Origin of the sequence: Methylobacterium sp. GXS13 (assembly GCF_001455965.1) — a bacterium.
In the GTDB taxonomy this organism is placed as follows: Bacteria; Pseudomonadota; Alphaproteobacteria; order Rhizobiales; family Beijerinckiaceae; genus Methylobacterium.
Genome location: NZ_LKKO01000071.1, coordinates 1 through 22,967, shown reverse-complemented (window position 1 = coordinate 22,967; position 22,967 = coordinate 1). Strand labels below are relative to the sequence as shown.

The window sequence follows — 22,967 nt, the reverse complement described above, 5'->3', positions numbered from 1 at the left end:
TCTCTGAGCGCTTGGTGAAGCCGGACAGGCCACCGCCCTGGCGCAGCGTCCGGATGCGGTCGCGGCGCCCGGTGAGGATCTTGTGCGGGTAGCACTGGTGGCCGACGTCCCAGACGATGCGGTCGTCGGGCGTGTCGAACACGTGGTGCAGCGCCACGGTGAGCTCGACCACGCCGAGCCCGGAGCCGAGATGGCCGCCGGTGATCGACACCGCGTCGATCATCTCCGCCCGCACCGCATCCGCCACCGCCTGCAGCTCGGATTCGGGAAGCTGGCGCAGCGCAGCCGGCTCCGGGACACGGTCCAGCAACGCCGCGTGTTCAGAGGATATCGCCAAGGATCGCATCCGCTCGTTCGAGTGTGGCGACGGCCCCATCACGCGGGCTCCCGGGAGAGGGCTCTTGCCGTCACGACGCCTGCACCCGGGGGCACGCGTTCATGCTAGAACCGACCCGTCCGTCGCTGTCATGATAGTGCCAGGTACGGATGATCGCCGGCGCGATCAATGTCCGACCGGCGATTTTTTCAGTTACGTGCCCTTACCGCCACATGAGGTCCGCTCTTGAGCCTGGCTCGTCTGTGCACAATTTTGCTCATGCTGGCGATTACCCCCGCCAGCCAAGCTTATGCCGGGCCGCGCCCGCCGGACGGCAACCTCGGCTTCCCCTGCAACTTCCTGGGTGCCTGCCCGGAGCGGGTCTACCCCGGCGCCCCTGATCGCGACGCCCGGCCGTTCACCCGCAGCCTCGGCCGCCCCTGCGCCTGGCGCGAACGGCCGACCCCGGAGGGCCCCCGGCGGGTGCGCGCATGCTGGTGAGGTGCCGGCGCGATCGTTTCGTCGCGGCCCTGGCGTTCGTGACCCTGGCGAGTTCGGCCGCGGCCCAGGACGCCTGCCCGGCCCTGTTCGCCAAGGGCCTGGCGCCGGTCCTGACCAATGCGAAGCTGGCCGCCCGCACGGTGCCGCTGTGCTTCGAGGCCTTCGCGGTCCTTCATTCGGGGGTGACGCGCACGCCGCTCTATTCCGCCGAGCATCTCACCCGCGCCAGCATCGCCGATGCCCGCACGGTCGCCCGGGACGACGCGTTCCACGAGGAGACGCGGCTGCCGGAGGCCGAGCGCGCCTCGCTGGAGGATTACGTCCGCAGCGGCTTCGACCGCGGTCACCTTGCCCCGGCGGGTGACATGCCGACCTTGAGCGCCCAGACCGAATCGTTCAGCCTGGCCAATATCGTGCCGCAGAACCGGGTGCTCAACCGCGGGCTCTGGGCCGATATCGAGGAGGGCACGCGGCGGCTGGCGAGCCGGCGCGGCGCGATTTTCGTCGTCACCGGGGTGATCTTCTCCGGGGACGCGGTGCAGCAGATCAAGGGCGGCGTGCTCGTGCCCACCCAGCTGTTCAAGGCGCTCTACGACCCCGCGAGCGGCGAAGCCGGTGCTTATCTGGCCCGCAACGACGAGGCCCGGGACTGGCGCGCGGTCTCGATCGACGACCTCACCCGCGAGGCCGGGATCGACGTGTTCCCGGGCATCCCGGCCGCCGCCCGGGCCAGCGCGATGACTCTGCCCGATCCCCATGCCGGGGCGCGCTCGGAGGGGCACCGGCCCCGGCCGGAGCAGAGCTGGCAGGACTGGCTGAGCCGCGAACTGAATCGCGCCGTGCGCAAGATCCTGCGCGACCTGCTGCGTTCGATCTTCTGAGAGGGGCCATGCCACAGGACAAGCCGAGCCGCCGGACGCCCAAACCGGATGCCTTCGAGCCCTTCGCCGACGATGCGTCGGTGCGGACGATCGGTGCTCTCAGCTTCGAGAACGGCACCGATCGGATCGCCCTGCACGGCTCCCTGGACCTGACCAGGGACAAGGCGGGCCTTGCCCAGGCCCGCCTGCTCCGGGACACGCTGGAGGCCATCGTGAAAGTTCTGGAGGCCGGTGACCTGCCCGAGGCGGTGGCGGAGGCCCCGGACGCGGCACCGAAATCGGTGCCCAACCCCTTCGCTTGAGCCGACGACGGCCGGCCCCGGCGCCGGGCCGCTGCCCGGCGGGCCTGATACTCGGTCGAAGGCATTCTTATATCGTAGGGAACGCGCTGACAGGACGGGTCGAAGACCCCGCGCCTGACCCGTGCCGCTGGCACGCACCGCGCAGTCCCGAACAACGCGCCGAGGACGTTCCGCGATGGCTCGCGAATTCATCTACCACATGCGGGGACTGACGAAGTCCTACCTGGGCGGCAAGAAGGTCCTGGAGGACGTCAACCTGTCGTTCTACCCGGACGCCAAGATCGGCGTGCTCGGCATCAACGGCTCGGGCAAGTCGACCCTGCTCAAGATCATGGCCGGCATCGACACCGAGTGGACCGGCGAGGGCTTCGTCGCCCAGGGCGCCCGGGTCGGCTACCTGCCGCAGGAGCCGCAGCTCGATCCGAACAAGTCGGTCCGTGAGAACGTGATGGAGGGCGTCGCCGAGAAGCAGGCGATGCTCGACCGCTACAACGAACTCGCCATGAACTATTCCGAGGAGACCGCCGACGAGATGACGGCGCTCCAGGACAAGATCGAGGCTCTGAACCTCTGGGAGCTCGACTCGAAGGTCGATCAGGCCATGGAGGCGTTGGGCTGCCCGAGCGACGAGCAGCCGGTGGCGACCCTGTCGGCCGGCGAGCGCCGCCGCGTCGCCCTCTGCCGCCTGCTCCTGTGGGAGCCGGAACTGCTGCTGCTCGACGAGCCGACCAACCACCTCGACGCCGAGACGGTGAACTGGCTCGAAGGCCACCTGAAGTCCTACCCGGGCGCGATCCTGATCGTGACCCACGATCGCTACTTCCTCGACAACGTCACCAGCTGGATCCTGGAGCTCGATCGCGGCCGGGGCATCCCGTACGAAGGCAACTACTCCGCCTGGCTTGTGCAGAAGCAGAAGCGCCTCCAGCAGGAGGGCCGCGAGGACATGGCCCGCCAGCGCTCGATCGCCCGCGAGCAGGAGTGGATCGCCGCCTCGCCCAAGGCCCGGCAGTCGAAGTCGAAGGCCCGCATCACCCGCTACGAAGAGCTGGTCGCCAAGCAGAACAACAAGGTCGACGCCGCCGCGCAGATCGTCATCCCGATCGACGAGCGGCTGGGCAACAACGTCATCGAGTTCGAGCACCTGAACAAGGCGTTCGGGGATCGGCTGCTGATCGAGGACCTGTCGTTCAAGCTGCCGCCGGGCGGCATCGTCGGGGTGATCGGCCCGAACGGCGCGGGCAAGACCACCCTGTTCAAGATGATCACGGGCCAGGAGTCGCCCGACGGCGGCAAGATCGCCATCGGGGAGACCGTGCATCTCGGCTACGTCGACCAGTCGCGCGATGCCCTCGATCCGAATGCCACGGTCTGGCAGGAGGTCTCGGGCGGCAACGACATCATCTATTTCAACAAGCGCGAGATCAATTCCCGCGCCTATTGCGCGGCCTTCGCGTTCAAGGGCGGCGACCAGCAGAAGAAGGTCGGCACCCTCTCGGGTGGTGAGCGCAACCGCGTCCACCTCGCCCGGACGCTGAAGGGCGGCGCCAACGTGCTGCTCCTCGATGAGCCGACCAACGACCTCGACATGGAGACCCTGCGCGCCCTCGAGGACGCGCTGGAGGATTACGCCGGCTGCGCGGTGATCATCAGCCACGATCGCTGGTTCCTGAACCGCATTGCCACCCACATCCTGGCCTTCGAGGGCGACAGCCACGTCGAGTGGTTCGAGGGCAACTTCTCGGATTACGAGGCCGACAAGATGCGCCGGCTCGGAGCGGATTCGCTGATGCCGAAGAAGATCAAGTACAAGAAGTTTTCGCGGTAGAGAGTGGTCACGGCCTTCGGGCCGGACCGACACCCGCGGCGGCACGCGCGCTTGTGCGATAAGCAACAGGGGATCGCCGGAACCTTATCGGCGCCCCTCCAATCCATTGCCCTCATCCTGAAGTGCGAGCGCAGCGAGCCTCAAAGGAGCCCTCCAGCGATCGCGCGGCTGGCTGGAAGCCTCCTTCGAGGCGTCCGCTCCGCGAACGCACCTGAGGATGAGGTCGTGGGGCGGGACCAAATCGTAAGAAAGGCCGGTTAGCCCGCGCCCACCCGCGCCGCGTCCAGCATCGCCTGAAGGCTGCGCGCCAGGGGTATCGCCGGAATCCAGTCGGTGGCGGCCATGAAGGCCGACGGGTCGCAGCCCTGGCTGCGTACCCCTGTCGGCCGGGCCCGGTCCGGTGCGACGTCGACGGTGAAGCGTGTTTCCGTCAGCCCACGGAACGCGTCGAGGATCGCCGAGACGGGCGTCACGACTCCCGTGCCGACATTGAAGATGCCGCCATCCGGCAACTCCCCCACGCGGTCCAGGACGCGCAGGCACGCCGCGGTCATGTCCGACACATCGATGAAGTCGCGCGCCGCCGCGAGGTCGCCCACCGCCACGTTCGGGGGCGCCAGCCCGCGCTCGATCCGGGCGATCTGGCCCGCAAAGGAGGCGGCCATGAAGGTCTCGCTCTGGCCCGGGCCGATATAATTCGCAGCCCGCAGCACGAGGTGCTTCACGCCGGCAGTGGCGAGCACGTCGCGCAGGATGTACTCGCAGGCGTTCTTGGTGCGACCGGAGATCGTGTCCGGCCGGGGCGTTACGGATTCGTCGGGCCGCGGCGTGCCGCGGAACGCCTCGCCGTAGACCACCGTCGAGCTCAGGAAGACCAGGGTCGCGCGGGTCCGGGCCACCGCCTCGGCCAGGTTCAGGGTACCCAGCAGGTCGGCCCGCCAGGCATAGGCCGGCGTCTCGCTCGATCGCGCCACCGAGGCGAGGGCGGCGAGGTGGAACACGAAGGTCGGGTCGAAATCGGTGACCACCGCGGTGAGCCTGTCCGCATCGAACGGATCGACGTCGAGGAGCGTGACCCCGTCGAGGGGCGGCTGAGGGCGGCGGTCGATGCCGAGGATCCGGCTGGCCGGGGGAAGATTCCGACGCAGCGCCGCGAGCAGGCGGCGGCCGAGGAAATCGCCGGCTCCGGTGACGAGGACGCGCATGAACCCTGCCCTTCCCCGGCAAAAGCCGGGATCGATCCGACGCCTCTACAGCGTGTTGGCGGGCGATGCGAGCGGCGTGGATCGGACGTTGAATCGTCCGACGGACCTCGTGGGCCAAATCCCCCCGCTCGCGTGACAACCGCCCCTCGGACGGCGGCCGCCACGATCTCCCTCAGCGGGTCGGACGATCCGACAGCGGCCCTCCATCGATTCGCGGGCTCGGGAATGTCACGGATCACTCGGGGGCCCATCCCGTCCTTCCGACGCGCACCTGGTCGAACCAAGTACAGGGATACGTTCGGGGGAGCGTTCCGTCCGCGCGATGACCCGGTCCCGCCGGGGGGTATCGACCCGACCATGGCCAGAGCGCGCATCTCGGACACAGGCGCGTGAATGGTGAAGTCTGTCCCCGCATTCCCGCGGCGACCGACTATCATTGCCTCGATTCCGACAGGCGGGTGTTCCGGTGATGGCTGCGTGAAGAGCCTCGACGACCTTGAGCGGGCACCCTTCGGTGGCGGCGTGGCTCCGGCGCCCACGCCCGCCCCCGGGCCGGAGCCCACACCGAAGAAATCCGTCCGCGACGCCCGGGTCGACGTGCTGCGCGGGCTCGCCCTGCTCATGATCTTCATCGACCACATCCCGCGCAACACGCCGGCCCTGTTCACCCTGCACAATCTCGGCTTCTCGGACGCGGCGGAGATCTTCGTGCTGCTGGCCGGGTATTCGTCGATGATCGCCTATGGCGGCCTGTTCGGCCGGGCCGGGGTGCGGGCGACCCTTATGCGCATCGCCCGGCGCTGCCTCCGGATCTACCTGTTCCAGGCCGGGCTGCTGCTCGCCACCCTCGTCATCGTCCGGATCTGGATGGACCTGACCGGGCTGACGCCGCGCTTTGGCGTCGCGCCGCTGCTGCAGATGGGGCTGCTGCCGGGTCTCCTGCGCGGGCTCGCCCTCAACGCGCTGCCGAACTACCTCGACATCCTGCCGCTCTACATCCTGCTGCTCGCTCTGTTCCCCGCGGTATATTTCGGGATGCGACGGGGGATCTGGGGCGTGCTGGCGCTCTCGGCCACGCTATGGCTCGCCGCCAATGTCGACCACACCCTGAACCTGCCCAACGCCGCCGCGGTGGATGACGGCTGGTACTTCAACCCCTTCGCCTGGCAATTCCTGTTCGTGATCGGTGCGGCCCTGGCGGTCGCCGTCCGGGCTGGGGACGGTCTGCTGCCCTGGCGGAACTGGGCCGCCGCTGTGGCCTTCGCCTACCTGGCCTTCGGCCTGCTGCAGGGTGGCGCCTGGCAGGATTGGGGCTTGCCCGACCTCCGGCCGCTGTCGATTGGGGCGCCGGACAAGAGCCATGTCGCGCCGTTGCGCCTTCTGCACATCCTGGCCCTGACCTACCTGATCTTCAGCGCGCCCGCTTTGCGGCGCCTCTCGGGATCGCGGCGCCTGCGGCTGCTCGATGCCTGCGGCCGGCACTCCCTGGAGATCTTCGCCGCGGGCTGCCTGGCCGCGCTGATCGGGCGGATTCTGTACCGTACCTTCGATCCGACCGCGCCGCTCCAGATCGCGGTCAACCTGGGGGGACTCGCGGCGATGCTCGGACTGGCCCGCATTCTCGACGCCCGCGCCGTAGCCGCCCGTCGCTGAGCGGCTTCCGGGAACGGACTTGAGCCGAGGCCCGTTTCCGCCCCCCGTCTGTCCGTCATAGGAGCCACGATACATGCCGCGGATGCGCCGCAAGGGCGATCTTCCGGAGAAGATGTGCGCCCAGTGCGGCCGGCCGTTCGCCTGGCGCAAGAAGTGGGAGCGGGTCTGGGACGAGGTCCGCTACTGTTCCGACCGCTGCCGGAGCGACGCCAAGGCTGGACGCCCCCCCGCGAGCGCGCACCGTTGAGCATCAGGCGCGGTCGGCATCCCGCAGTGCGGCCGGCGTGTCGATGTCGAGCGCGGTGGCCGGATCACCCGGGATCTCCAGGATATCGACCCGGTCCTTGAGCAGCGGCCCGGCGCCGCGGTCGCCGGTGAGCCGGGCGATCTCGGGTGCTAAAACGCGCAGATTCAGGAGCACGGGATTTCCGCGCCGGCCATGCTGCACCGGAACGACGGCGGCGGGCGGCCGCGACGCATTTGCGAAGGACTCAGCCAAACGGTCGATATGAACTCGGGTGATGCGCGGCATGTCGCCCAACACCACCACCGCCGCTTCGCAGGATCGCGGAAGCGCGGCGACGCCGGCGCGCAGCGAGGTGGACAGGCCGGCGTTGAAATCCGGGTTCTCGATAAACGTCAGATCGAGCCCCGCCAACGCGCCCCGGACCGCCTCGGCATGGGCGCCGAGCACCACGACGACCGGGCGCGGCCGAGCCGCCAGCGTGGCCTCCGCGGCGTGGCGGACCAGCGGTTTGCCGTCGAGCGGCGCCAGCATCTTGGGCTCCGGGCCGAACCGGGTGCCGAGCCCCGCCGCCAGCAGGATCGTCCCGATCTCAGGCATCGGAATCCGCGGCCGCGCCGCCGGCCCGGGGCTGCGGCCGCGAGACGATCTCCATCAGCAAGCCGCCGACCCCGAGGGCGACGATATCGGCGCGGGTGACCGTCAGGTCCGCCAGCAGCCGGTGCAGGATCCAGTCGAAGCCGTTCTCCTTCGGCGAGCGTGCGCAGCCCGGCGCGCCGATCACCGGCACGCCCGCCCGGCTGCCGACGAGCAGCAGGTTCCCGGGATCGACCGGCATGCCCAGATGCGCGACGTGTCCGCCGGCCGCCGTAATGCCGGCCGGGATCACGTCGCGCCGGTCGGCGATGGCCGAGGCGCCGAACACCACCACCAGATCCGCCCCAGCCCGGTCGATCGCCTCCCCGAGCGCCGCGCCCACGGAATCGGCCGCGTGCGCCACGCGATCCTCAGAAACAATCTCGGCGCCCGTCGGGGCGAGGCGTTCGGCCAGGACCTGGAGCGTCTTGTCGATGGTGGTCTCCTTGAGGCTCGGCAGGCGGGTCGAGACCACGCCGACGCGCCGACGGCGGTAGGGTGCCACCGCGAGCGTCCCGGCCGTATCCGCCGCGCAGGCCTGGGCCAGCACGGCACCCGGCACGGCGTAGGGAATGATCTTCACGGTGGCGACCATCTCGCCCTCGACCACCGGCTTGAACGGCGGCAGCGTCGCCACCGTCACCGCCTCGTCGACGGCGTTCACCGCGTCGATGCAGGCCGATGCCAGGGTGAGCACGCCGGCGATCTCGGCGAACAGGTTGCAGCGGCCTGTGAACGGCGCCTCCGCGCGCAGGTTTGCCCCGCGCAGATGCGCGGCGAGCCGCGCCGCGGCTTCGTCCTCGCCGACATCACCGGGTTCGAGGGAGGCCGCCACGATCTCGCAGAGCCCGGCTCCGGCCAGGCCGGCGACCGCCTCCTCCGGGATCACCGCGCCCTTGCGCAGGGTGATGCCGTCCCGCCGGACCGTATGGGCGCTGATCAGGCCGGCCGCTTCGGCGATCGGCACGGGGCCGAACCTCACGCGACCTCCGGGCGGGGGACCCGACGGAGCGCCGCCACGATCTCGGCCAGGACGGCGAGCGCGATCTCGGCCGGGCTGACCGCCCCAATGGCGAGCCCGATCGGGGCCCGGATCCGGCCGATCTGCTCAGGCGAGAACCCAGCCTCCGCCAGCCGGGCGGTGCGGGCCGCGTGCGTCTTCCGCGAGCCCAGGGCCCCGATGTAGAAGCACTCGGCCGTGAGCGCGGCCTTCGGGGCCGGGTCGTCGATCTTGGGATCGTGGGTCAGGGCGGCGAGCGCACAGTAGCGGTCGAGGGCCGGCACGCGGCCGCCGAGGGCGGCGTCGGGCCACTCCGCGACAAGCTCGACACCCGGGAAGCGCTCGGGGCTGGCGAAGGCCGTGCGCGGGTCGATCACGGTCAGCGCGAGGTCGAGCCCGGCCACCATCGGCGCCATCGCCTGCGAGATGTGGACGGCACCGATCACCACGAGGCGGACCGGCGGGACCTGCACGGTCAGGAACGTCTGCCGGCCGCCGGCTTCCACGAGGCCGCTCTTGCCCGAGGCTAGGTGCTTGCCCAGCACCTCCGCCAGGGGATCGGCGGCGATCTCGGCCTCGCGGACGAGGCGCTGCGTCCCGTCGGCCAGATCGGTGACCAGGATCGTCGCCCGGCGCGCGGCGCGCTCGGCGTTCAGGACCTCCAGGGTCTCGGTGCGCATCAGTCGACCCGCTCGACGAAGACCCGGATCCGGCCGCCGCAGGACAGCCCGGCCCGCCACGCCGTCTCGTCGGCGACGCCGAATTCGAGGATGCGGGGCGCTCCGGCCTCGATCACCTCGATCGCCTCGGTGATCACGGAGCCCTCGACGCAGCCGCCCGAGACGGACCCCAAAAAATTGCCCTCGGCATCGACCACGAGATGGCTGCCCACGGGCCGCGGCGCCGAGCCCCAGGTCTCGATCACGGTGGCGAGCGCCACGGCGCGCCCGTCCCGCCGCCAGGCGGAGGCGGCGGCGAGGATGTCTGTATCAGTGCTGAGCATGGCCCTCGAGACCTCGGCCGGCGGGGGCCCCCCGCCTGCCTCAGGTATGGCCCGCGCGCCGTGGTGCAAGGCGCGGGGGTGCCGTTCCCCGGTCGCCTTGGCCGATGGCGGCGCGGGTGCGATAACGTCCCGCCGCCCCCATGCCCCCGCCCCATGTCCGCCTTCATGACACGGCCCCTATGCCGCGAGTTCCGGCCCCGCCTCGGCGGCCCGCCGCGGCGCGGGCGCGCGCGATCATGAACGCACCCGATCCCGGCTTGGCGCGCACCCTGCGGACGAATCCGCCGCGACCCCGCTCGGCGCCGCACCGATTGTGGAAGCGCCTCACCCGCGCCATCGGCGACGCCCTGCCGAAGGGGCTCTACGCCCGGTCGCTGATCATCATCATCGCGCCCGTGGTCCTGCTCCAGTCGGTGATCGCCTACACGTTCATGGAGCGGCACTGGCAGCTCGTGACCAAGCGCCTGTCCGCCGCGGTCACCGCCGACGTGGCTGCGCTGATCGACATCTACGAGAGCTATCCGCAGGACCGGGACGCCGAGACGCTGTCGCGCATCGCCGCCGAGCGCTTGAACCTCGACCTCGACATCCTGAAGGGCGCCAAGCTCCCAACCCAGGGTCCGCGGCCGTTCTTCTCGATCCTGGACGAAGCCCTCTCGGACGAGATCAAGCGCCAGATCCGCCGGCCGTTCTGGATCGACACGGTCGGCCGCTCGAACCTGATCGAGATCCGGGTGGCGATCCCCGACGGGGTAATGCGCATCACCGCCCGGCGCAGCCAGGCTTACGCGTCCAACTCGCACATCTTCTTGGTCTGGATGATCGGTTCCTCGCTGGTGCTGCTGGGCGTCGCGATCCTGTTCCTGCGCAACCAGATCAAGCCGATCCTGCGGCTCGCCGCGGTGGCGGAGGGATTCGGCAAGGGCCGGGAGATCGAGTTCCGGCCGCGCGGAGCCCGGGAGGTGCGCCAAGCCGGGCACGCCTTCATCGAGATGAAGCGGCGCATCGAGCGGGCCATGGAGCAGCGCACGACGATGCTCAACGGCGTGAGCCACGACCTGCGCACCATCCTGACCCGCTTCCGCCTGTCGCTCGCGCTGTTCGAGCAGACCAGCGAGATCGAGGATCTCAGCCGCGACGTCGACGAGATGAGCCGGATGCTGGAGGGCTACCTCGCCTTCGCCCGCGGCGACTCGGCGGAGCCCGCCACCCCCACCGATATGCGGACCCTCCTGGAGGACCTGCGCAGCGACGTGGAACGCCTGGGCACCCATGTCTCGGAGGTCAATCTGGTTGGCGCACCCGAGGTCACCGTGCGCCCGGGGGCGTTCCGGCGCTGCCTCTTCAACTTGGCGGCCAACGCTGCCCGTTACGGCGAGACGGTGGCGATCTCCGGCCGGCTGGAGGCCCGGGCCTTCTACGTCTCGATCGACGATGACGGACCCGGCATCCCGCCCGAGAGCCGCGAGGAGGTATTCAAGCCGTTCGTGCGCCTGGACGATTCCCGGCAGGATGCGGGCGGTTCCGGGCTCGGGCTGGCCATCGCCCGGGACATCGCCCGGGCCCATGGCGGCGACATCGCCCTGCACGAGAGCCCGCTGGGCGGCCTGCGGGCGACGGTCCGGGTGCCGGCCTGAGGCCGGTCAGGCGTCGGCCGGGCCACGCAGACGCTGGATCTCGGCCTGTGTGTTGCGAATGAGATGGTCGATGCTGGCCGCGTCGAGACCGGCGCGGCCGAGACGCTCACGCAAGGCCGCCTCGTCGTTCCAGGCGTAGCCCGCTTCCTTCGGGAGATGGCGCTGCAGCAGCGAGCTGACGATACTCTCGCGCCGGTAGGCAGGATGCCGCAGCAGCCGGCCGATCTGGGCCGTCAAAATATCAAGCGGCGATACATTCGCCCCTCTGCCGTTCCACGTCACCTCTGATGGGCGCATACTGGCATCTCCTCCCGTAAAGCCAGTATCCGGCCAAATGATTGCACTTCGGTGAGTGGGCGATCGATCGGGCGAAAAACTCCTGGCCCCGGGGTCCCAACCTGTGCAGCAGGATGGTATGCAGGCGCGACGCCCATGAGCCGCGGCCAACCGCGCGCCGGATCCGAGTGCCCAACATGAACCCGCTCGTCCCCCTGTTCATCCTGCTGTCCCTGCCGCTCGCGGCGATCGGCCTCGTTCTCTACACCGACCCGGGCATCGAGCCGGCGCTGTTCTACGCCTCGGTGAAGACCTTCGTGATCCTGGCGGTGATCGCCGGAGCGATGTCGTTCGGCGCCATGAAGCTGGCCGAGCGCACCAAGCACTAAAGCCTCAAGTCCCGCGGAGAGCGCGATGCTGCACGTCGTTCCGGCCTTCTCGCGCATCGGCGAGGAGAACGCGTTCGCGGTGCTCGCCCGCGCCCAGGCGCTGTCCGCCCAGGGGCGGGACGTGATCAACCTCGGCATCGGCCAGCCCGACATGCCGACGCCGGCCCATGTGGTCGAGGCCGGCATCAAGGCCCTGCGCGACGGGCACCACGGCTACACGCCGGCAACCGGCATCCCGTCCTTACGCGAGGCAGTGGCCCGCGACATCCACCGCCGCCACGCCGTCGAGGTCTCGCCCGAGTCGGTGATGATCGTGCCGGGCGGCAAGGTCACCATGTTCATGGCGATCCTGATGTTCGGCGAGCCCGGCGCCGAGATCCTGTATCCGGATCCCGGCTTCCCGATCTACCGCTCGATGATCGAGTTCACCGGGGCGACGCCGGTGCCGGTGCCGATCCGCGAGGCCAACGGCTTCGCGTTCTCGGCCGCCGAGACCCTCGCGCTGATCACCCCGAAGACCCGCCTGCTGATCGTCAACTCGCCCGCCAACCCGACCGGCGGCGTCACGCCCAAGGCCGAGATCGACGCCCTGGTGGCGGGCCTGGCCGACCACCCGGACGTGGCGGTGCTGTCGGACGAGATCTACGGCACGATGACGTATGACGGCGAGGCCCATCACTCGCTGCTGAAGTACGAAGAAATTCGCGACCGGCTGATCTATCTCGACGGCGCGTCCAAGACCTACGCGATGACCGGCTGGCGGCTCGGCTGGTCGGTCTGGCCGAAGCCGCTCTACGACGCGGCCCGGAAGCTCGCGGTCAACGCCCATTCCTGCGTGAACGCCTCGACCCAATGGGCCGGCATCGCGGCGTTGGACGGCGCGCAGGATTGCGTGGCCGAGATGGTTGCCGAGTTCGATCGCCGCCGGGCGATCGTGGTGGATGGCTTGAATGCCCTGCCGGGCGTGTCCTGCATCGCCCCGAAGGGCGCGTTCTACGCCTTCCCGAACATCTCGCAGACCGGTTGGAAGGCCAAGCCCCTGGCCGCCACCCTGCTGGAGGAAGCCGGCGTCGCGGTGATCGGCGGCCCAGATTTCGGCGTTCACGGCGAGGGCTATATCCGCCTGTCCTACGCCAATTCGGCTGAGAACATCCGCCGGGCGCTGGAGCGGATGGGTCGGTTTCTGACCGAGCGGAAGCCGGGCTGACCGCCGCGTCACGCCCTCACCTCCGACCCTCGATCTCATCCTGAGGTGCTGCGCCGAAGCCTCGAAGGAGGCCTCCAGGGATCGCGCGGCGGCTGGAGAGCTCCTTCGAGGCGTCCGCTGCGCGGGCGCACCTCAGGAGGAGGGCGTGGTCTGGATGAGGGGGTGATTGGGGGACGGGCCTGTTACGACGCCGGCTGCCCGATCAGGATTTCCCCGCCCGCTTCTCGATCCAGCCCGCCAGCCAGTCGGCGATGTCGAGGCTGTTCTTGTCCTGCATCAGCATGTGCGAATTGCCGTGGATCCCGATCTCCGGCAGCAGGATCAGCTCGGCCCGGCCGCCGGCCGCGTTCGCCGCGGCGACGAAGCTGCGGCACTGCTTGAGCCGGGGCGCCCAGCGGGGCGAGGCGTCGACGAAGTCGCCGAACAGGACCAGGATCGGCAGGTCCTTGTAGGGGGCGAGATCGTCCTTGGCCGGATCCGGGCAGGCGGCGGGCTCGATCGCCACGATGGCCCGGATACCGGTGCGGTCGAGGGCGGCGGTCTGGAACGGGTAGATGCCCGATTGCGAGTGCGAGACCAGCACGGCGCCCTTCAGCCGCTTGGCCAGCTCCGAAAGGGCCGGCACGGTCGGGTTCGGCACCGGCAGGGCGGCGGACCAGTCGGCGACCATCTGCTTCCAGAACTCGCCCTGGGCCTCCAGGGGGAACTGCATGCCCGGGAACACCTTCAGGTATTCCGGCCCGAACCGGAAGATCGCCCAGGCCGGCTCGCGCCCGGCGGAGAAGACCGGCGGCAGCGAATCGGGCTCCGCCTTGCCCATCTTCACCGCATCGATCTGGGCCGGGCTGATCGCCGAGCGCCCGCGCCACGCCTGGTCGATCACGTAGGTCGGAAAGCCCCGGCGGACGAAGAACTCGTCCCAGCCCATGCGCCCGTCCGGAGTCGTCTCCCAGGTCTTGCCGGTGAGACAGCAGCCGTGGATCAGCACCAGGGGTGGGCGCACAGGCTCCACCGGGATCTGATAGCGGACATAGACCTGATCGACCGTGATCGTCCCCGAGGGGGCGTAGGCCGGCAGGGTCGAGAGCGTGTCGGACTGGCTGTCGCGACCGCCGACGAAGAAGCTGCCTTGGCCGGCGAGCGTCAGGGGGCCGGGAGCCGGGTCGGCGGCGAGGACAGGTGCGCTCATCGCGGTCAGGCCTCCGGCGAGCAGGGCTCCGGTGAGGCAGCGGACGGCCCGTCGCGCACGGGACGGAGCGGGCAATGACAGCGTCGGCATGAAACGTCCCGGCCCTATGCGGCCGGGACGCATCGGCCCGGTTCACCGCCCGCACCGGCCTAGCACGAAGCTCGGCAGTCGCGGGAGATGCATAGCCGGAAATGAAGTTGGTTCAGGCGCCGATGTCGCGCTCGATCGAGGCTGCAGCCGCGCCAGGCACGTCCAGCGCCTCGGCGAGCATCTTCAGGAACTGGCGCTCCTGAATCGTGTCGGGGTCGATGGCGAGCCGTGCCGCCGCGTAGATCCGCGCCGCCGCCTCCGGCTCGTTCACCCGCTCGGCGATCTCGTCGATCTCGGCGGGGCTTTCCAGTTCGCGATCGAGCCAGGCGCGTCCGTCGGGATCGAGGCCGGCCTCCGCCACGGCCGCGTCGAGGCGCTTGCGCTCGGCCGTATCGATCATGCCGTCCGCAATGGTGGCAGCCACCATGGCCCGAAGCATCAACCGGGCCTCGTCCTCGTCGACCTTCGAGAAGTCCGGACCGTCCTTGGCCGGCGGCGCCGCACCGCGCAGGGCTCGGTACGCAATCCCGCCGATCAGCGAGAGACCGCCGAGCGCTGCGCTGGCGGCGATCCCACCGCGCCGGGCGCGCACCAGCGCGTCGACGATCTGCCTGCTATCCGCCATGTCCATCCTCCCGGGTTCATTCCGAATCGGATCGGAAACCCCCGGGAGGCGGCCAGGTTCAGGAATTGATGTCAGGCGTCGGCTTCGTCGTCCTCGTCCGCCTCGTCGATATCGACCAGGAAGACGATATCGGCTTCGTCCTCGTCCTCGTCGTCGGTCTCGCCGCCGGCATGGTGCTTGTCGTCGGTGAACTCGCCCTCGCCGTCATCCTCGGCCAGCGCGTCTTCGAAAATCTCGATCTCGTCCTCGTTTGCGGCCCGGATGATGAGGGGCGCGGTGCCGTTCCAGAGCGGCTTGCCCTCGCTCGTCATCGTCCGGATGTCTTCCTTGAAGCCTTCGCAGGTGAAGAGGTCCTTGGCGGACGCCTCGTCGCTGTTGATCACCGCGACGGCGGTGCCCTCGATCTCGAGCGTGAACATGGCCGGCATCCTTCTTGTAACCGTCCTTGGGCGCGCCCGGTCAGCGGGATCGCGCTCGGGTGCGACGCACCGCCCCGGGGAGAAATGCCTAAGCTTACCCCGGCGGTCATGAGCGCCGCGCGCGGATGCTGTAGGGGTGAACCGGACGCCCGCCAAGCCCGTCTCGGCCAGACCGCCCCGAAAGCCGTGGCGCGAATCCTGCCGGGCGGCGGTCACAACGAAACCGGACGGGAAGAAGGATCACCGCGGATGCGGATCAGGCTCGGCTGCGAGATGCGCTACGCCTTCCCCTATCCGGTGCCGATGGTGGTGATGCTCAACGTGCATCCCACCCGGGCGGACGCGCTTGAGGCACCCGATACGCTCCGCACCGATCCGCCGGTCCCGGTGGATCTCTATCGCGATGGTTTCGGCAATTTGTGCGGGCGCCTGACCGCGCCGGCAGGGGGCTTCACCATCGGCACCGACGCGGTGATCGGCGACGACGGGCACCCGGACCCGGTACACCGGGAAGCCGAGCAGCACGCGATCGAGGCGCTGCCAGCCGAGACGATCGTGTTCCTGCTCCCGAGCCGCTACTGCGAATCGGACCTGCTTGCCGACGAGGCCTGGCGCCTGTTCGGCCATATCGAGCCGGGCTGGAGCCGCGTGCAGGCAGTCTGCGACTTCGTCCACGACCACATCGCGTTCGGCTACGAGTTCGCCCATGGCGACCGCACAGCCCAGGATGCCTATGCCGGCGGGCGCGGGGTCTGCCGAGATTTCACCCACCTGGCCGTGGCCTTCTGCCGCGCGCTCAACGTTCCGACCCGCTACTGCACCGGCTATATCAGCTTCATCGGCGAGCCCGAACCGCACCCGGCCGGCGATTTCGCCGCCTGGATGGAGGTCTATCTCGGCGGACGCTGGCACGTGTTCGATCCGCGCAACAACAGCCCACGGATCGGCCGGGTGATGGTGGCCTACGGCCGCGACGCCGCCGACGTGCCGCTGACCCACACGTTCGGCCCCAATCCCCTCGTCGGCTTCCGGGTCTGGGCCGACCGGATCGACCATCTCGACGCCTCCGGCGACGCCCCGGTCCTGCCGGAAGAGCCCCTGCCGCCGCAGAGCATGGCGACCCGGACGGGGTAAGCCCGCGCCCGGGAACGCCTCGTGGGCTCCGCCCCCGAACCCCGCCAAAGGGCTCAGCCCTTTGGAAACCCGCTCTTTTCGGCGTCCTACACCCCGGCACCGCGGGCGATGGCGCGCTTGACCACCGCCTGCACCTCCGGGTTCGACAGGAACAGGTCGTGGTTGATCAGGCCGCCGCCGTAATCAGAGGCGTCGGCGACACGCACGCCGAGAGCCTCCAGCTTGGCGCGGTCGGCCGCGCCGGCCCGGACGCCGCCGGCGAGCGCCGCGGAGAGTTCGAGAGCCCGGTCGTTGGTCGAGGAGATCACGGTGATCTTCGACACGTCGGGACCGAGCCGGGACACGCCGTTCGAGAACAGGTCGAAGTCGATGTCCGGAGCGGCCAGCACGACAGCGCCGATGCGCGACATTGCCGCCTCGCCGGCTTCGGCTCGCAGCATGCGGATGGTCTCGAGGGTGAGCAGCGTGCCCATCGAATGCGCGACGATGTTGATACGCCCGCCGCTCGAGCTCGCGGTTATAGCCTTCAACAGGTCCTCGAAGGCGTCCCGCGACCAGAGCGCGCTCTCGCGATCGTAGTTGTAATCGAAGGTCGCAGCCGCCGACGGCCAGGTGAACAGGCCCGAGACGCCCCGGAACCGGATCCCGTCGGACAGGCGCGCCGCGCTGACGGCGGCGGATTCGAACGATTCCCGGTAACCGTGCACGTAGATCAGCACGTCGCGGCCGAGCGCCGCCTGCGCGAAGGCCTCCGCGGCCCCCGGGCCGGTCTCGGTCTTGGGCACCGCCCCGATGGTCCAGTCGCCGGTGATCACCGCCGAGACCTTGCCGAGCAGCGAGCGGTCGGGCGGCGACAGACGCACCTCGGCGAAGCTCAGGCCGCGGCCGCGCTCGGAATTGAAATACGGCGGCCGGGGCGGCGTCCCCACGGGCTTGCGCGTCGTCGCCACCAGCAGCACCGGCATGACGTCGAGCGCCGATTGCTTCTCGGGCAGCGCGGAGGTGCCGAGGTCATCGGTGACGCAGGCACCGAGGGACGGGGCGAGCCCCGCCGCCCCCGCGAGGGCGCCGATCCGGAGGAGTGCGCGGCGTGAGACGGTGTGGCTCGACATGATCCGGGTGCGTTCGGGCGGGGCGCCAACCGTCGCGCAGGATCGTGACCATGGCGGGGCACGATCATGGGCCGGACCTGTGGAGTACGGGTAATCAGCGGTTCGTGGTGCGGCGGACACAGGCATTTGACCGAGCGGCGTGCCGAGCCGAGCCCTCGCGGCGATACCCCCTCGACGGCAGCGCCAAGCGCCGCCATGAAGGGTTCATGACGCCGTCCATCGACATCGAGAGCCTGCGCGAGCGCCTGCTGCGCGGCGACCGCGCCGCCCTGGCAAGGGCGATTACCCTGGCGGAGTCGAAACGGCCCGATCACCGGGCGCTCGCCGCCACGCTGATCGACTCGGTCCTGCCCGAGACCGGCAAGGCGATCCGGGTCGGCATCACCGGCGTGCCCGGCGTCGGCAAGTCCACCACCATCGACGCCCTCGGGTCGAACCTCACGGAGGCCGGCCACAAGGTCGCGGTTCTGGCTGTCGACCCGTCCTCGTCGCGCACGGGCGGCTCGATCCTCGGCGACAAGACCCGGATGGCCCGGCTCGCCCACGATCCGAAGGCGTTCATCCGCCCGTCCCCGTCCTCGGGCACCTTGGGCGGCGTCGCGGCCAAGACCCGTGAGACCATGCTGCTCTGCGAGGCGGCCGGGTTCGACGTGATCCTCGTCGAGACCGTGGGCGTCGGCCAGTCGGAGACTGCGGTGGCCGACCTCACCGACTTCTTCCTCGTGCTGATGCTGCCCGGGGCGGGCGACGAGCTCCAGGGGATCAAGAAAGGCATCCTCGAACTCGCCGACATGATCGCGGTCAACAAGGCCGATTCCGGCGAGGCCGAGCAGCGTGCCAACGCCGCGGCGTCCGAATACCGCGCCGCCCTGCACATCCTCACCCCCGCCTCGGCGACCTGGACGCCGCCGGTGGTGACGATCTCCGGCTTCCACAACCTGCGCCTCGATGCCCTCTGGGCGAAGATCGTCGATCACCGGGAAAAGCTCACCGCCACCGGGGAGATCCAGGCCAAACGCCGAACCCAGGACGTGAAGTGGATGTGGGCCCTGGTCCACGAGCGCCTTCACCAGCGCCTGGTCGGCTCGCCCGAGGTCCGGCGCAGCACCGCCGAGGCTGAGTCTGGCGTCGCCCGGGGCGAGACATCTCCAGCCGCGGGCGCGGCGGCCATCGCCGAACTGATCGGGCTCTGAGGCTGCGCCGCTGGCGTTTACCCTGTTCCGCACCCGGCGGGCCGGATCTGAGAAAATCACCGCGGCGCGGTGCGCAAACTGGGTCTCGTGCGTTCGCTGCACGACGAGGGATCCTGCGGCGCCTCCTCTCGTACCGGTGCCGCGCTCACGTCGAGGAGAGAGTCATGGTGGATACGGATCGGATCGTCGGCGGCGCCAAGGAAGCCCTCGGCAAGGTTCAGGGCGCCGCGGGCGACTTCGTGGGCTCGAACCGGGACTCGGCGGAAGGCCGCGTCCGCGACGTCCAGGGTCAGGCCCAGAACGCCTACGGGCAGGTCAAGGACAAGGCCCGGGACATCGCCGACAAGGCCAGTGACTATGCCGGCGACGCCTATGGGCGCGCCGGCGACGTCGCGGAAGACGCCTACGAGCGGGGCGGCTCCTACCTGCGCGAGGGCCGCGCCGCGGTCGGCGCCCGGGTCGAGGAGAACCCGCTGGTCGCGTTGCTGATCACCGGCGCGGTGGGCTACGGTATCGCACTGCTGTTCCACGGGCGCCGCTGACTCACACGCGGCTCCGCCTCCAGAGGCGGAGCCGCTCCGGCCTTACTGCGCGGTCCAGCCGCCATCCATGCTGATATTGGCGCCCGTGATCTGGCTCGCCGCCTCGGAGCACAGGAACACCGCCAGAGCCGCGACCTGATCGACGGTCACGAATTCCTTGGTCGGCTGCGCCTTCAGCATCACATCCTCGATCACCTGCTCCTTGGTCAGGCCGCGCGCCTTCATCGTGTCCGGAATCTGCGCCTCGACCAGAGGCGTCCAGACATAGCCCGGCGAGATGCAGTTCACCGTGATCTTGTGGGGCGCGAGTTCGAGGGCCGCAGCCTTGCTCAGCCCGCTGATCCCGTGCTTGGCCGCCACGTAGGCGGACTTGAACGGCGAGGCGACTAGCGAATGCGCCGAGGCGGTGTTGATGATCCGCCCCCAGCCCCGGGCCTTCATGCCGGGGATCGCGGCATGCATCGCGTGGAACGCCGAGGACAGGTTGATCGCGATGATCTGCTCCCACTTCTCCGGCGGGAACTCCTCGATCGGCGAGACGAACTGGATGCCGGCATTGTTGACTAGCACATCGATGGCACCGAACGCCGCCTCGGCCTCCCGCACCATCTGGGCGACAGCCTCCGGCTTGCTCATGTCGGCCGCCGAGTAATGCGCCGTCACGCCGTGGTCGCGCTCGATACCGGCGCGGGTCTCCTCGATGACCTGCGCGTCTCCGAAGCCGTTGATCACGACGTTGGCCCCCTGTCCCGCAAGGGCGCGGGCGATGGCGAGGCCGATGCCACTGGTGGATCCGGTGACGAGGGCGGTCTTGGACGTAAGGGTCATGGGGCCTCCTGAGCTTCGTCCCGCTAAAGATGTGCCGGCTTTCGGGACGCGACGACGCGCAAGACGGGGCTTTTGACGTCGTGATCCCGTACCTGCCTCAAGGAAGGTGCGAAATCGACCCTTCCGGAGCGCGCGTTGCGGCAGCCGGTATCGGTTCGGCCCCACCGTCACGCATGTCCGCCGCGACAGCCTGATCCTGCGCCGGGAAGGCGAGGTCCACACGCAAGCCGGGCCCGTTATCCGTGAGCCGCAGCGTCCCCCGATGCAGCCGCACCACCGCGTTGACCAAGCTGAGCCCGAGCCCAAAACCCGGCCGCGAGCGCGCATCTTCCAGCCGGACGAAGCGCCCGAGCACACGGGCGCGCTCGGCCTCGGGGATGCCCGGACCGTGATCGGCCACGATCAGGCGTATGGCATCCCCAGCCCGCTCGGCCTCCACGGTGACCCGGGCCTCCCTCCCGTCGGCGCCGTATTTCAACGCGTTGTCGATCAGGTTGGCGAGCGCTTGACCGATCAGCTCGCGATTGCCCGCGATGATCAGGCCGTCCTCGGCCCGGACGTCGAGGGTCAATCCCTGATCCTCAGCCACCGCCTCGTAGAGTTCGCCCACCCCCCGCACCGCAGCGCCGAGATCCACCGGTGACAGGATCTCCTGGGCGCTGCCGGCCTCGAGCCGCGCGATCATCAGGAGCGCGTTGAACACGCGGATCAGCCCGTCGCTCTCCTCGATCACCGCCTCCAGGGCGGCGCGCAGCGCTTCGGGTGAGCCGGCGTTGCGCAGGGCTTCGTCGGCACGGTTGCGCAGACGTGTCAGCGGCGTCTTCAGGTCGTGGGCGATGTTGTCGGAGACCTCGCGCATGCCGCGCATCAACTCGCCGATCCGCTCCAACATCAGGTTGAGGCTGGCAGCCAGGCGGTCCAGCTCGTCGCCGTTGCCCGCCACGTAGAGCCGTCCGTCCAAGTCGCCCGCCATGATCGCCCGGGTGGTTTGGGTCATGGCATCGACCCGCCGCAGGACGCGGCTCGCCGCCAGCCAGCCGCCGATCACGCCGAGCACCACCACCGCGGCGAGCGACGTCCCGAAGGCCCGGCCGATCACCGCGCGTAGCCGGTCGCGTTCCTCCGTGTCGCGGCCGACCAGGAGCCGAAACCCGCCCGGCAGGGTGAAGACCCGTACGATCGCGCGATGGGGGTCGGTATCGGAGTCGCTGCGGCCGTAACGCGTCTCGCTCTGACCCGGATTCGCGAGCACCGCGGCGGGAACATACCCGACATTGCCGACCACGTGCTCGCCGCTCGCGGTGGTGACCAGGTACAGCGAAGCGCCGGGCTCTCGCGATCGGCGCTCGACCACGGTGATCAGCCGGCGCAGGCCGCCGGTATTGTACTGCTCCGACAGGCCGTTGATCTCGGCATCGATGGTGGAGACGATCTGGTCGTCCAGGACTGCCCGGGCGTTCCAGGCGACGTAGCCGAGCGCCAGGAAGGCGCAGAGGGCGAAGATCGCCAGATAGGCGATCGACAGCTTGAACGCCGTGGTCCGGAACAGTTTCTGGACCCGCGCGCCGACGGTCTCGCGCGGGATCGGCTCGACCGAAAAGCCCGCGCTCACCCGGTGCTGCTTTCATCGAAGCGCAGCACGTAGCCGGCCCCCCGAACGGTATGGATGATCGGTGACGCGAACCCCTTGTCGAGCTTCCCGCGCAGGCGCGACACATGGACGTCGATGACGTTGGTCTGCGGATCGAAATGGTAGTCCCAGACATGCTCGAGCAGCATCGTCCGGGTCACGACCTGGCCGGCCTGGCGCATCAGATATTCCAGCAGGCGGAATTCCCGCGGCTGCAGCACGATTTCCCGGCCGGCCCGGGTCACGCGGTGGGAGAGGCGATCGAGTTCGAGATCGCCGACCCGATAGCGGGTCTCCTCCGCGGCACCCGAACCGGCCGGGCGCCGGGCCAGCGCCTCGGTGCGGGCGAGCAGCTCGGAGAACGCATAGGGTTTCGGCAGGTAATCGTCGCCGCCGGCGCGCAGGCCCTTCACCCGGTCGTCGACTTGGCCCAGCGCGGAGAGGATCAGCACCGGTGTCGTGACCGCCTGCTCGCGGAGGGAGCGGATCAGCGACAGCCCGTCGAGCTTCGGGAGCATCCGGTCGACGATCAGGACATCATAAGCGCCTTCACGGGCGAGCGCGTAGCCGTCGAGCCCGTCATGGGCGCTGTCGGCGACGTGCCCCGTCTCGCGAAACGCCTTGACGAGATAGGCCGCCGCCTCCCGGTCGTCCTCGATGATGAGCAATCGCATGGACCCAGTCCATAGCGCGGCTCGCGAGAGGGGGGAACGCTGCTCTGTCACCACGGCCATCCCCAGCTCCCCTCCCCTCTCGGATGCGCGAGCGGGCCGAGTCCGGGGGCGGATCCCGGCCCGCTCCGAAGCCGAGGACCTCGGAGGGCACGAGGTCGGATGCGGGCTCCGGCCGCGCGAGCGGCCATCGGATCCTGCCACCATCCGAATTACCGGATGATCGCGCCGGCATGACTTTGCGGTAAGGAAGCTCGCCGCAGCGAACGGCAAAAACGCGAGTAGGCCGCCCTGTAAGGGGCGGCCTGTTCGCGTTCGCTGATCGTGTCGAGGGGATGTTGGGTGTGATTGCGTTGTGCGGGTCTGGCGGCGACCGACTCTCCCGTGCCTTGAGACACAGTACCATGGGCGCTGGCGTGTTTAACGGCCGAGTTCGAGATGGGATCGGGTTCTGGG

At 69.6% G+C, this 22,967-nt stretch carries 26 protein-coding genes and 1 rRNA gene; 12 read left to right on the top strand and 15 right to left on the bottom strand.

Annotated features, from left to right (window positions below):
- A partial coding sequence (locus AO398_RS23345; protein WP_280139149.1) for a 1-deoxy-D-xylulose-5-phosphate synthase N-terminal domain-containing protein occupies positions 1–346 on the bottom strand: 346 nt, incomplete at its 3' end.
- 249 nt (positions 347–595) lie between these two features.
- On the opposite strand from AO398_RS23345, the gene AO398_RS23340 reads away from it, so the two are divergent.
- The 4 genes from AO398_RS23340 (at position 596) to ettA (ending at position 3,828) form a co-directional block, all read left to right on the top strand.
- The gene (locus AO398_RS23340) at positions 596–817 is read left to right on the top strand and encodes a hypothetical protein (protein WP_058194566.1); all 222 of its coding nucleotides are present in this window, start codon (positions 596–598) and stop codon (positions 815–817) included.
- Positions 808–1,698 carry a DNA/RNA non-specific endonuclease gene (locus AO398_RS23335; RefSeq protein ID WP_058194565.1) on the top strand — a complete coding sequence of 297 codons (891 nt, stop codon included), beginning with the start codon at positions 808–810 and terminating at the stop codon, positions 1,696–1,698. Before AO398_RS23340 ends, AO398_RS23335 begins: the two co-directional genes overlap by 10 nt.
- Positions 1,699–1,706: 8 nt before the next feature.
- On the top strand, positions 1,707–2,000 hold the full coding sequence (locus AO398_RS23330) for a hypothetical protein (RefSeq protein WP_058194564.1): 294 nt from the start codon (positions 1,707–1,709) through the stop codon (positions 1,998–2,000).
- Positions 2,001–2,175: 175 nt separating this feature from the next.
- Complete coding sequence (gene ettA / locus AO398_RS23325) at positions 2,176–3,828, top strand: energy-dependent translational throttle protein EttA (protein ID WP_058194563.1); 1,653 nt, start codon at positions 2,176–2,178, stop codon at positions 3,826–3,828.
- 257 nt (positions 3,829–4,085) lie between these two features.
- On the opposite strand, the gene AO398_RS23320 is transcribed toward ettA, so the two are convergent.
- Positions 4,086–5,033 (bottom strand): NAD(P)-dependent oxidoreductase, encoded by a 948-nt coding sequence (locus tag AO398_RS23320; protein ID WP_058194562.1) that lies wholly within the window; start codon positions 5,031–5,033, stop codon positions 4,086–4,088.
- Between the two features lie 477 nt (positions 5,034–5,510).
- On the opposite strand from AO398_RS23320, the gene opgC reads away from it, so the two are divergent.
- Positions 5,511–6,686 carry an OpgC domain-containing protein gene (gene opgC / locus AO398_RS23315; RefSeq protein WP_058194561.1) on the top strand — a complete coding sequence of 392 codons (1,176 nt, stop codon included), beginning with the start codon at positions 5,511–5,513 and terminating at the stop codon, positions 6,684–6,686.
- Positions 6,687–6,759: 73 nt separating this feature from the next.
- Complete coding sequence (locus tag AO398_RS27780) at positions 6,760–6,933, top strand: DUF2256 domain-containing protein (protein ID WP_201025815.1); 174 nt, start codon at positions 6,760–6,762, stop codon at positions 6,931–6,933.
- A 3-nt stretch (positions 6,934–6,936) separates the two neighbouring features.
- Here the strand turns inward: AO398_RS27780 and AO398_RS23310 are convergent, their stop codons facing one another.
- Genes AO398_RS23310 through AO398_RS23295 form a run of 4 tightly spaced genes read right to left on the bottom strand, consistent with a single transcriptional unit; the run spans position 6,937 to position 9,569 of the window.
- A complete protein-coding gene (locus AO398_RS23310) occupies positions 6,937–7,530 on the bottom strand; it encodes a nucleotidyltransferase family protein (RefSeq protein WP_058194560.1) in 594 nt (197 codons plus the stop codon).
- Positions 7,523–8,548, bottom strand: coding sequence for a molybdopterin-binding protein (locus AO398_RS23305; protein ID WP_058194559.1), 1,026 nt, complete (start codon positions 8,546–8,548; stop codon positions 7,523–7,525). Before AO398_RS23305 ends, AO398_RS23310 begins: the two co-directional genes overlap by 8 nt.
- Entirely contained in the window at positions 8,545–9,246 is a 702-nt protein-coding gene (locus AO398_RS23300; RefSeq protein WP_058194558.1) for an XdhC family protein, read from the bottom strand. Before AO398_RS23300 ends, AO398_RS23305 begins: the two co-directional genes overlap by 4 nt.
- On the bottom strand, positions 9,246–9,569 hold the full coding sequence (locus AO398_RS23295; RefSeq protein WP_007559023.1) for an XdhC family protein: 324 nt from the start codon (positions 9,567–9,569) through the stop codon (positions 9,246–9,248). The genes AO398_RS23300 and AO398_RS23295 overlap by 1 nt, the downstream gene beginning before the upstream one ends.
- 236 nt (positions 9,570–9,805) lie before the next feature.
- On the opposite strand from AO398_RS23295, the gene AO398_RS23290 reads away from it, so the two are divergent.
- Entirely contained in the window at positions 9,806–11,206 is a 1,401-nt protein-coding gene (locus AO398_RS23290; RefSeq protein ID WP_082643415.1) for an ATP-binding protein, read from the top strand.
- 6 nt (positions 11,207–11,212) lie between these two features.
- Here the strand turns inward: AO398_RS23290 and AO398_RS23285 are convergent, their stop codons facing one another.
- Entirely contained in the window at positions 11,213–11,443 is a 231-nt protein-coding gene (locus AO398_RS23285; protein WP_243957709.1) for a hypothetical protein, read from the bottom strand.
- Between the two features lie 236 nt (positions 11,444–11,679).
- On the opposite strand from AO398_RS23285, the gene AO398_RS23280 reads away from it, so the two are divergent.
- Positions 11,680–11,871 (top strand): hypothetical protein, encoded by a 192-nt coding sequence (locus AO398_RS23280; protein WP_058194556.1) that lies wholly within the window; start codon positions 11,680–11,682, stop codon positions 11,869–11,871.
- 25 nt (positions 11,872–11,896) lie between these two features.
- Complete coding sequence (locus tag AO398_RS23275) at positions 11,897–13,078, top strand: pyridoxal phosphate-dependent aminotransferase (RefSeq protein WP_058194555.1); 1,182 nt, start codon at positions 11,897–11,899, stop codon at positions 13,076–13,078.
- A 202-nt stretch (positions 13,079–13,280) separates the two neighbouring features.
- Here AO398_RS23275 and AO398_RS23270 read toward each other — a convergent pair whose 3' ends face one another.
- The 3 genes from AO398_RS23270 to AO398_RS23260 form a co-directional block, all read right to left on the bottom strand.
- Positions 13,281–14,267: an esterase gene (locus AO398_RS23270; protein WP_152997628.1), complete on the bottom strand. Its 987-nt coding sequence runs from the start codon at positions 14,265–14,267 to the stop codon at positions 13,281–13,283.
- Positions 14,268–14,469: 202 nt separating this feature from the next.
- Complete coding sequence (locus AO398_RS23265; RefSeq protein WP_058194553.1) at positions 14,470–14,982, bottom strand: DUF533 domain-containing protein; 513 nt, start codon at positions 14,980–14,982, stop codon at positions 14,470–14,472.
- 71 nt (positions 14,983–15,053) lie between these two features.
- Complete coding sequence (locus AO398_RS23260; protein WP_058194552.1) at positions 15,054–15,401, bottom strand: hypothetical protein; 348 nt, start codon at positions 15,399–15,401, stop codon at positions 15,054–15,056.
- A gap of 249 nt (positions 15,402–15,650) precedes the next feature.
- Here AO398_RS23260 and AO398_RS23255 point away from each other — a divergent pair, with 249 nt between their 5' ends.
- Positions 15,651–16,535 (top strand): transglutaminase family protein, encoded by an 885-nt coding sequence (locus AO398_RS23255; protein ID WP_058194551.1) that lies wholly within the window; start codon positions 15,651–15,653, stop codon positions 16,533–16,535.
- Positions 16,536–16,621: 86 nt separating this feature from the next.
- Here the strand turns inward: AO398_RS23255 and AO398_RS23250 are convergent, their stop codons facing one another.
- Positions 16,622–17,647, bottom strand: a complete 1,026-nt coding sequence (locus tag AO398_RS23250; RefSeq protein WP_058194550.1) for an alpha/beta hydrolase — start codon at positions 17,645–17,647, stop codon at positions 16,622–16,624.
- 206 nt (positions 17,648–17,853) lie between these two features.
- On the opposite strand from AO398_RS23250, the gene meaB reads away from it, so the two are divergent.
- Both meaB and AO398_RS23240 read left to right on the top strand, forming a co-directional pair.
- Positions 17,854–18,840, top strand: coding sequence for a methylmalonyl Co-A mutase-associated GTPase MeaB (gene meaB, locus AO398_RS23245; protein WP_058194549.1), 987 nt, complete (start codon positions 17,854–17,856; stop codon positions 18,838–18,840).
- A 164-nt stretch (positions 18,841–19,004) separates the two neighbouring features.
- Positions 19,005–19,382, top strand: a complete 378-nt coding sequence (locus tag AO398_RS23240) for a CsbD family protein (RefSeq protein ID WP_058194548.1) — start codon at positions 19,005–19,007, stop codon at positions 19,380–19,382.
- A 42-nt stretch (positions 19,383–19,424) separates the two neighbouring features.
- Here AO398_RS23240 and AO398_RS23235 read toward each other — a convergent pair whose 3' ends face one another.
- From AO398_RS23235 to rrf, 4 genes are all read right to left on the bottom strand, one after another.
- Complete coding sequence (locus tag AO398_RS23235) at positions 19,425–20,210, bottom strand: 3-hydroxybutyrate dehydrogenase (protein WP_058194547.1); 786 nt, start codon at positions 20,208–20,210, stop codon at positions 19,425–19,427.
- Positions 20,211–20,307: 97 nt separating this feature from the next.
- Positions 20,308–21,822: an ATP-binding protein gene (locus AO398_RS23230; protein WP_082643414.1), complete on the bottom strand. Its 1,515-nt coding sequence runs from the start codon at positions 21,820–21,822 to the stop codon at positions 20,308–20,310.
- Positions 21,819–22,514 carry a response regulator transcription factor gene (locus AO398_RS23225; RefSeq protein ID WP_058194546.1) on the bottom strand — a complete coding sequence of 232 codons (696 nt, stop codon included), beginning with the start codon at positions 22,512–22,514 and terminating at the stop codon, positions 21,819–21,821. The genes AO398_RS23230 and AO398_RS23225 overlap by 4 nt, the downstream gene beginning before the upstream one ends.
- A 358-nt stretch (positions 22,515–22,872) precedes the next feature.
- Positions 22,873–22,967 (bottom strand): 5S ribosomal RNA (gene rrf / locus AO398_RS23220); the annotation flags it as partial.

Excerpts from the sequence above, each read along its gene's own strand:
- AO398_RS23340 (WP_058194566.1), top strand. The coding sequence starts at position 596 with ATGCTGGCGATTACCCCCGCCAGCCAAGCTTATGCCGGGCCGCGCCCG.
- AO398_RS23335 (WP_058194565.1), top strand. The coding sequence starts at position 808 with ATGCTGGTGAGGTGCCGGCGCGATCGTTTCGTCGCGGCCCTGGCGTTC.
- AO398_RS23330 (WP_058194564.1), top strand. The coding sequence starts at position 1,707 with ATGCCACAGGACAAGCCGAGCCGCCGGACGCCCAAACCGGATGCCTTC.
- ettA (WP_058194563.1), top strand. The coding sequence starts at position 2,176 with ATGGCTCGCGAATTCATCTACCACATGCGGGGACTGACGAAGTCCTAC.
- AO398_RS23320 (WP_058194562.1), bottom strand. The coding sequence starts at position 5,033 with ATGCGCGTCCTCGTCACCGGAGCCGGCGATTTCCTCGGCCGCCGCCTG.
- AO398_RS27780 (WP_201025815.1), top strand. The coding sequence starts at position 6,760 with ATGCCGCGGATGCGCCGCAAGGGCGATCTTCCGGAGAAGATGTGCGCC.
- AO398_RS23310 (WP_058194560.1), bottom strand. The coding sequence starts at position 7,530 with ATGCCTGAGATCGGGACGATCCTGCTGGCGGCGGGGCTCGGCACCCGG.
- AO398_RS23300 (WP_058194558.1), bottom strand. The coding sequence starts at position 9,246 with ATGCGCACCGAGACCCTGGAGGTCCTGAACGCCGAGCGCGCCGCGCGC.
- AO398_RS23295 (WP_007559023.1), bottom strand. The coding sequence starts at position 9,569 with ATGCTCAGCACTGATACAGACATCCTCGCCGCCGCCTCCGCCTGGCGG.
- AO398_RS23290 (WP_082643415.1), top strand. The coding sequence starts at position 9,806 with ATGAACGCACCCGATCCCGGCTTGGCGCGCACCCTGCGGACGAATCCG.
- AO398_RS23280 (WP_058194556.1), top strand. The coding sequence starts at position 11,680 with ATGAACCCGCTCGTCCCCCTGTTCATCCTGCTGTCCCTGCCGCTCGCG.
- AO398_RS23275 (WP_058194555.1), top strand. The coding sequence starts at position 11,897 with ATGCTGCACGTCGTTCCGGCCTTCTCGCGCATCGGCGAGGAGAACGCG.
- AO398_RS23270 (WP_152997628.1), bottom strand. The coding sequence starts at position 14,267 with ATGAGCGCACCTGTCCTCGCCGCCGACCCGGCTCCCGGCCCCCTGACG.
- AO398_RS23265 (WP_058194553.1), bottom strand. The coding sequence starts at position 14,982 with ATGGCGGATAGCAGGCAGATCGTCGACGCGCTGGTGCGCGCCCGGCGC.
- AO398_RS23260 (WP_058194552.1), bottom strand. The coding sequence starts at position 15,401 with ATGTTCACGCTCGAGATCGAGGGCACCGCCGTCGCGGTGATCAACAGC.
- AO398_RS23255 (WP_058194551.1), top strand. The coding sequence starts at position 15,651 with ATGCGGATCAGGCTCGGCTGCGAGATGCGCTACGCCTTCCCCTATCCG.
- AO398_RS23250 (WP_058194550.1), bottom strand. The coding sequence starts at position 17,647 with ATGTCGAGCCACACCGTCTCACGCCGCGCACTCCTCCGGATCGGCGCC.
- meaB (WP_058194549.1), top strand. The coding sequence starts at position 17,854 with ATGACGCCGTCCATCGACATCGAGAGCCTGCGCGAGCGCCTGCTGCGC.
- AO398_RS23240 (WP_058194548.1), top strand. The coding sequence starts at position 19,005 with ATGGTGGATACGGATCGGATCGTCGGCGGCGCCAAGGAAGCCCTCGGC.
- AO398_RS23235 (WP_058194547.1), bottom strand. The coding sequence starts at position 20,210 with ATGACCCTTACGTCCAAGACCGCCCTCGTCACCGGATCCACCAGTGGC.
- AO398_RS23225 (WP_058194546.1), bottom strand. The coding sequence starts at position 22,514 with ATGCGATTGCTCATCATCGAGGACGACCGGGAGGCGGCGGCCTATCTC.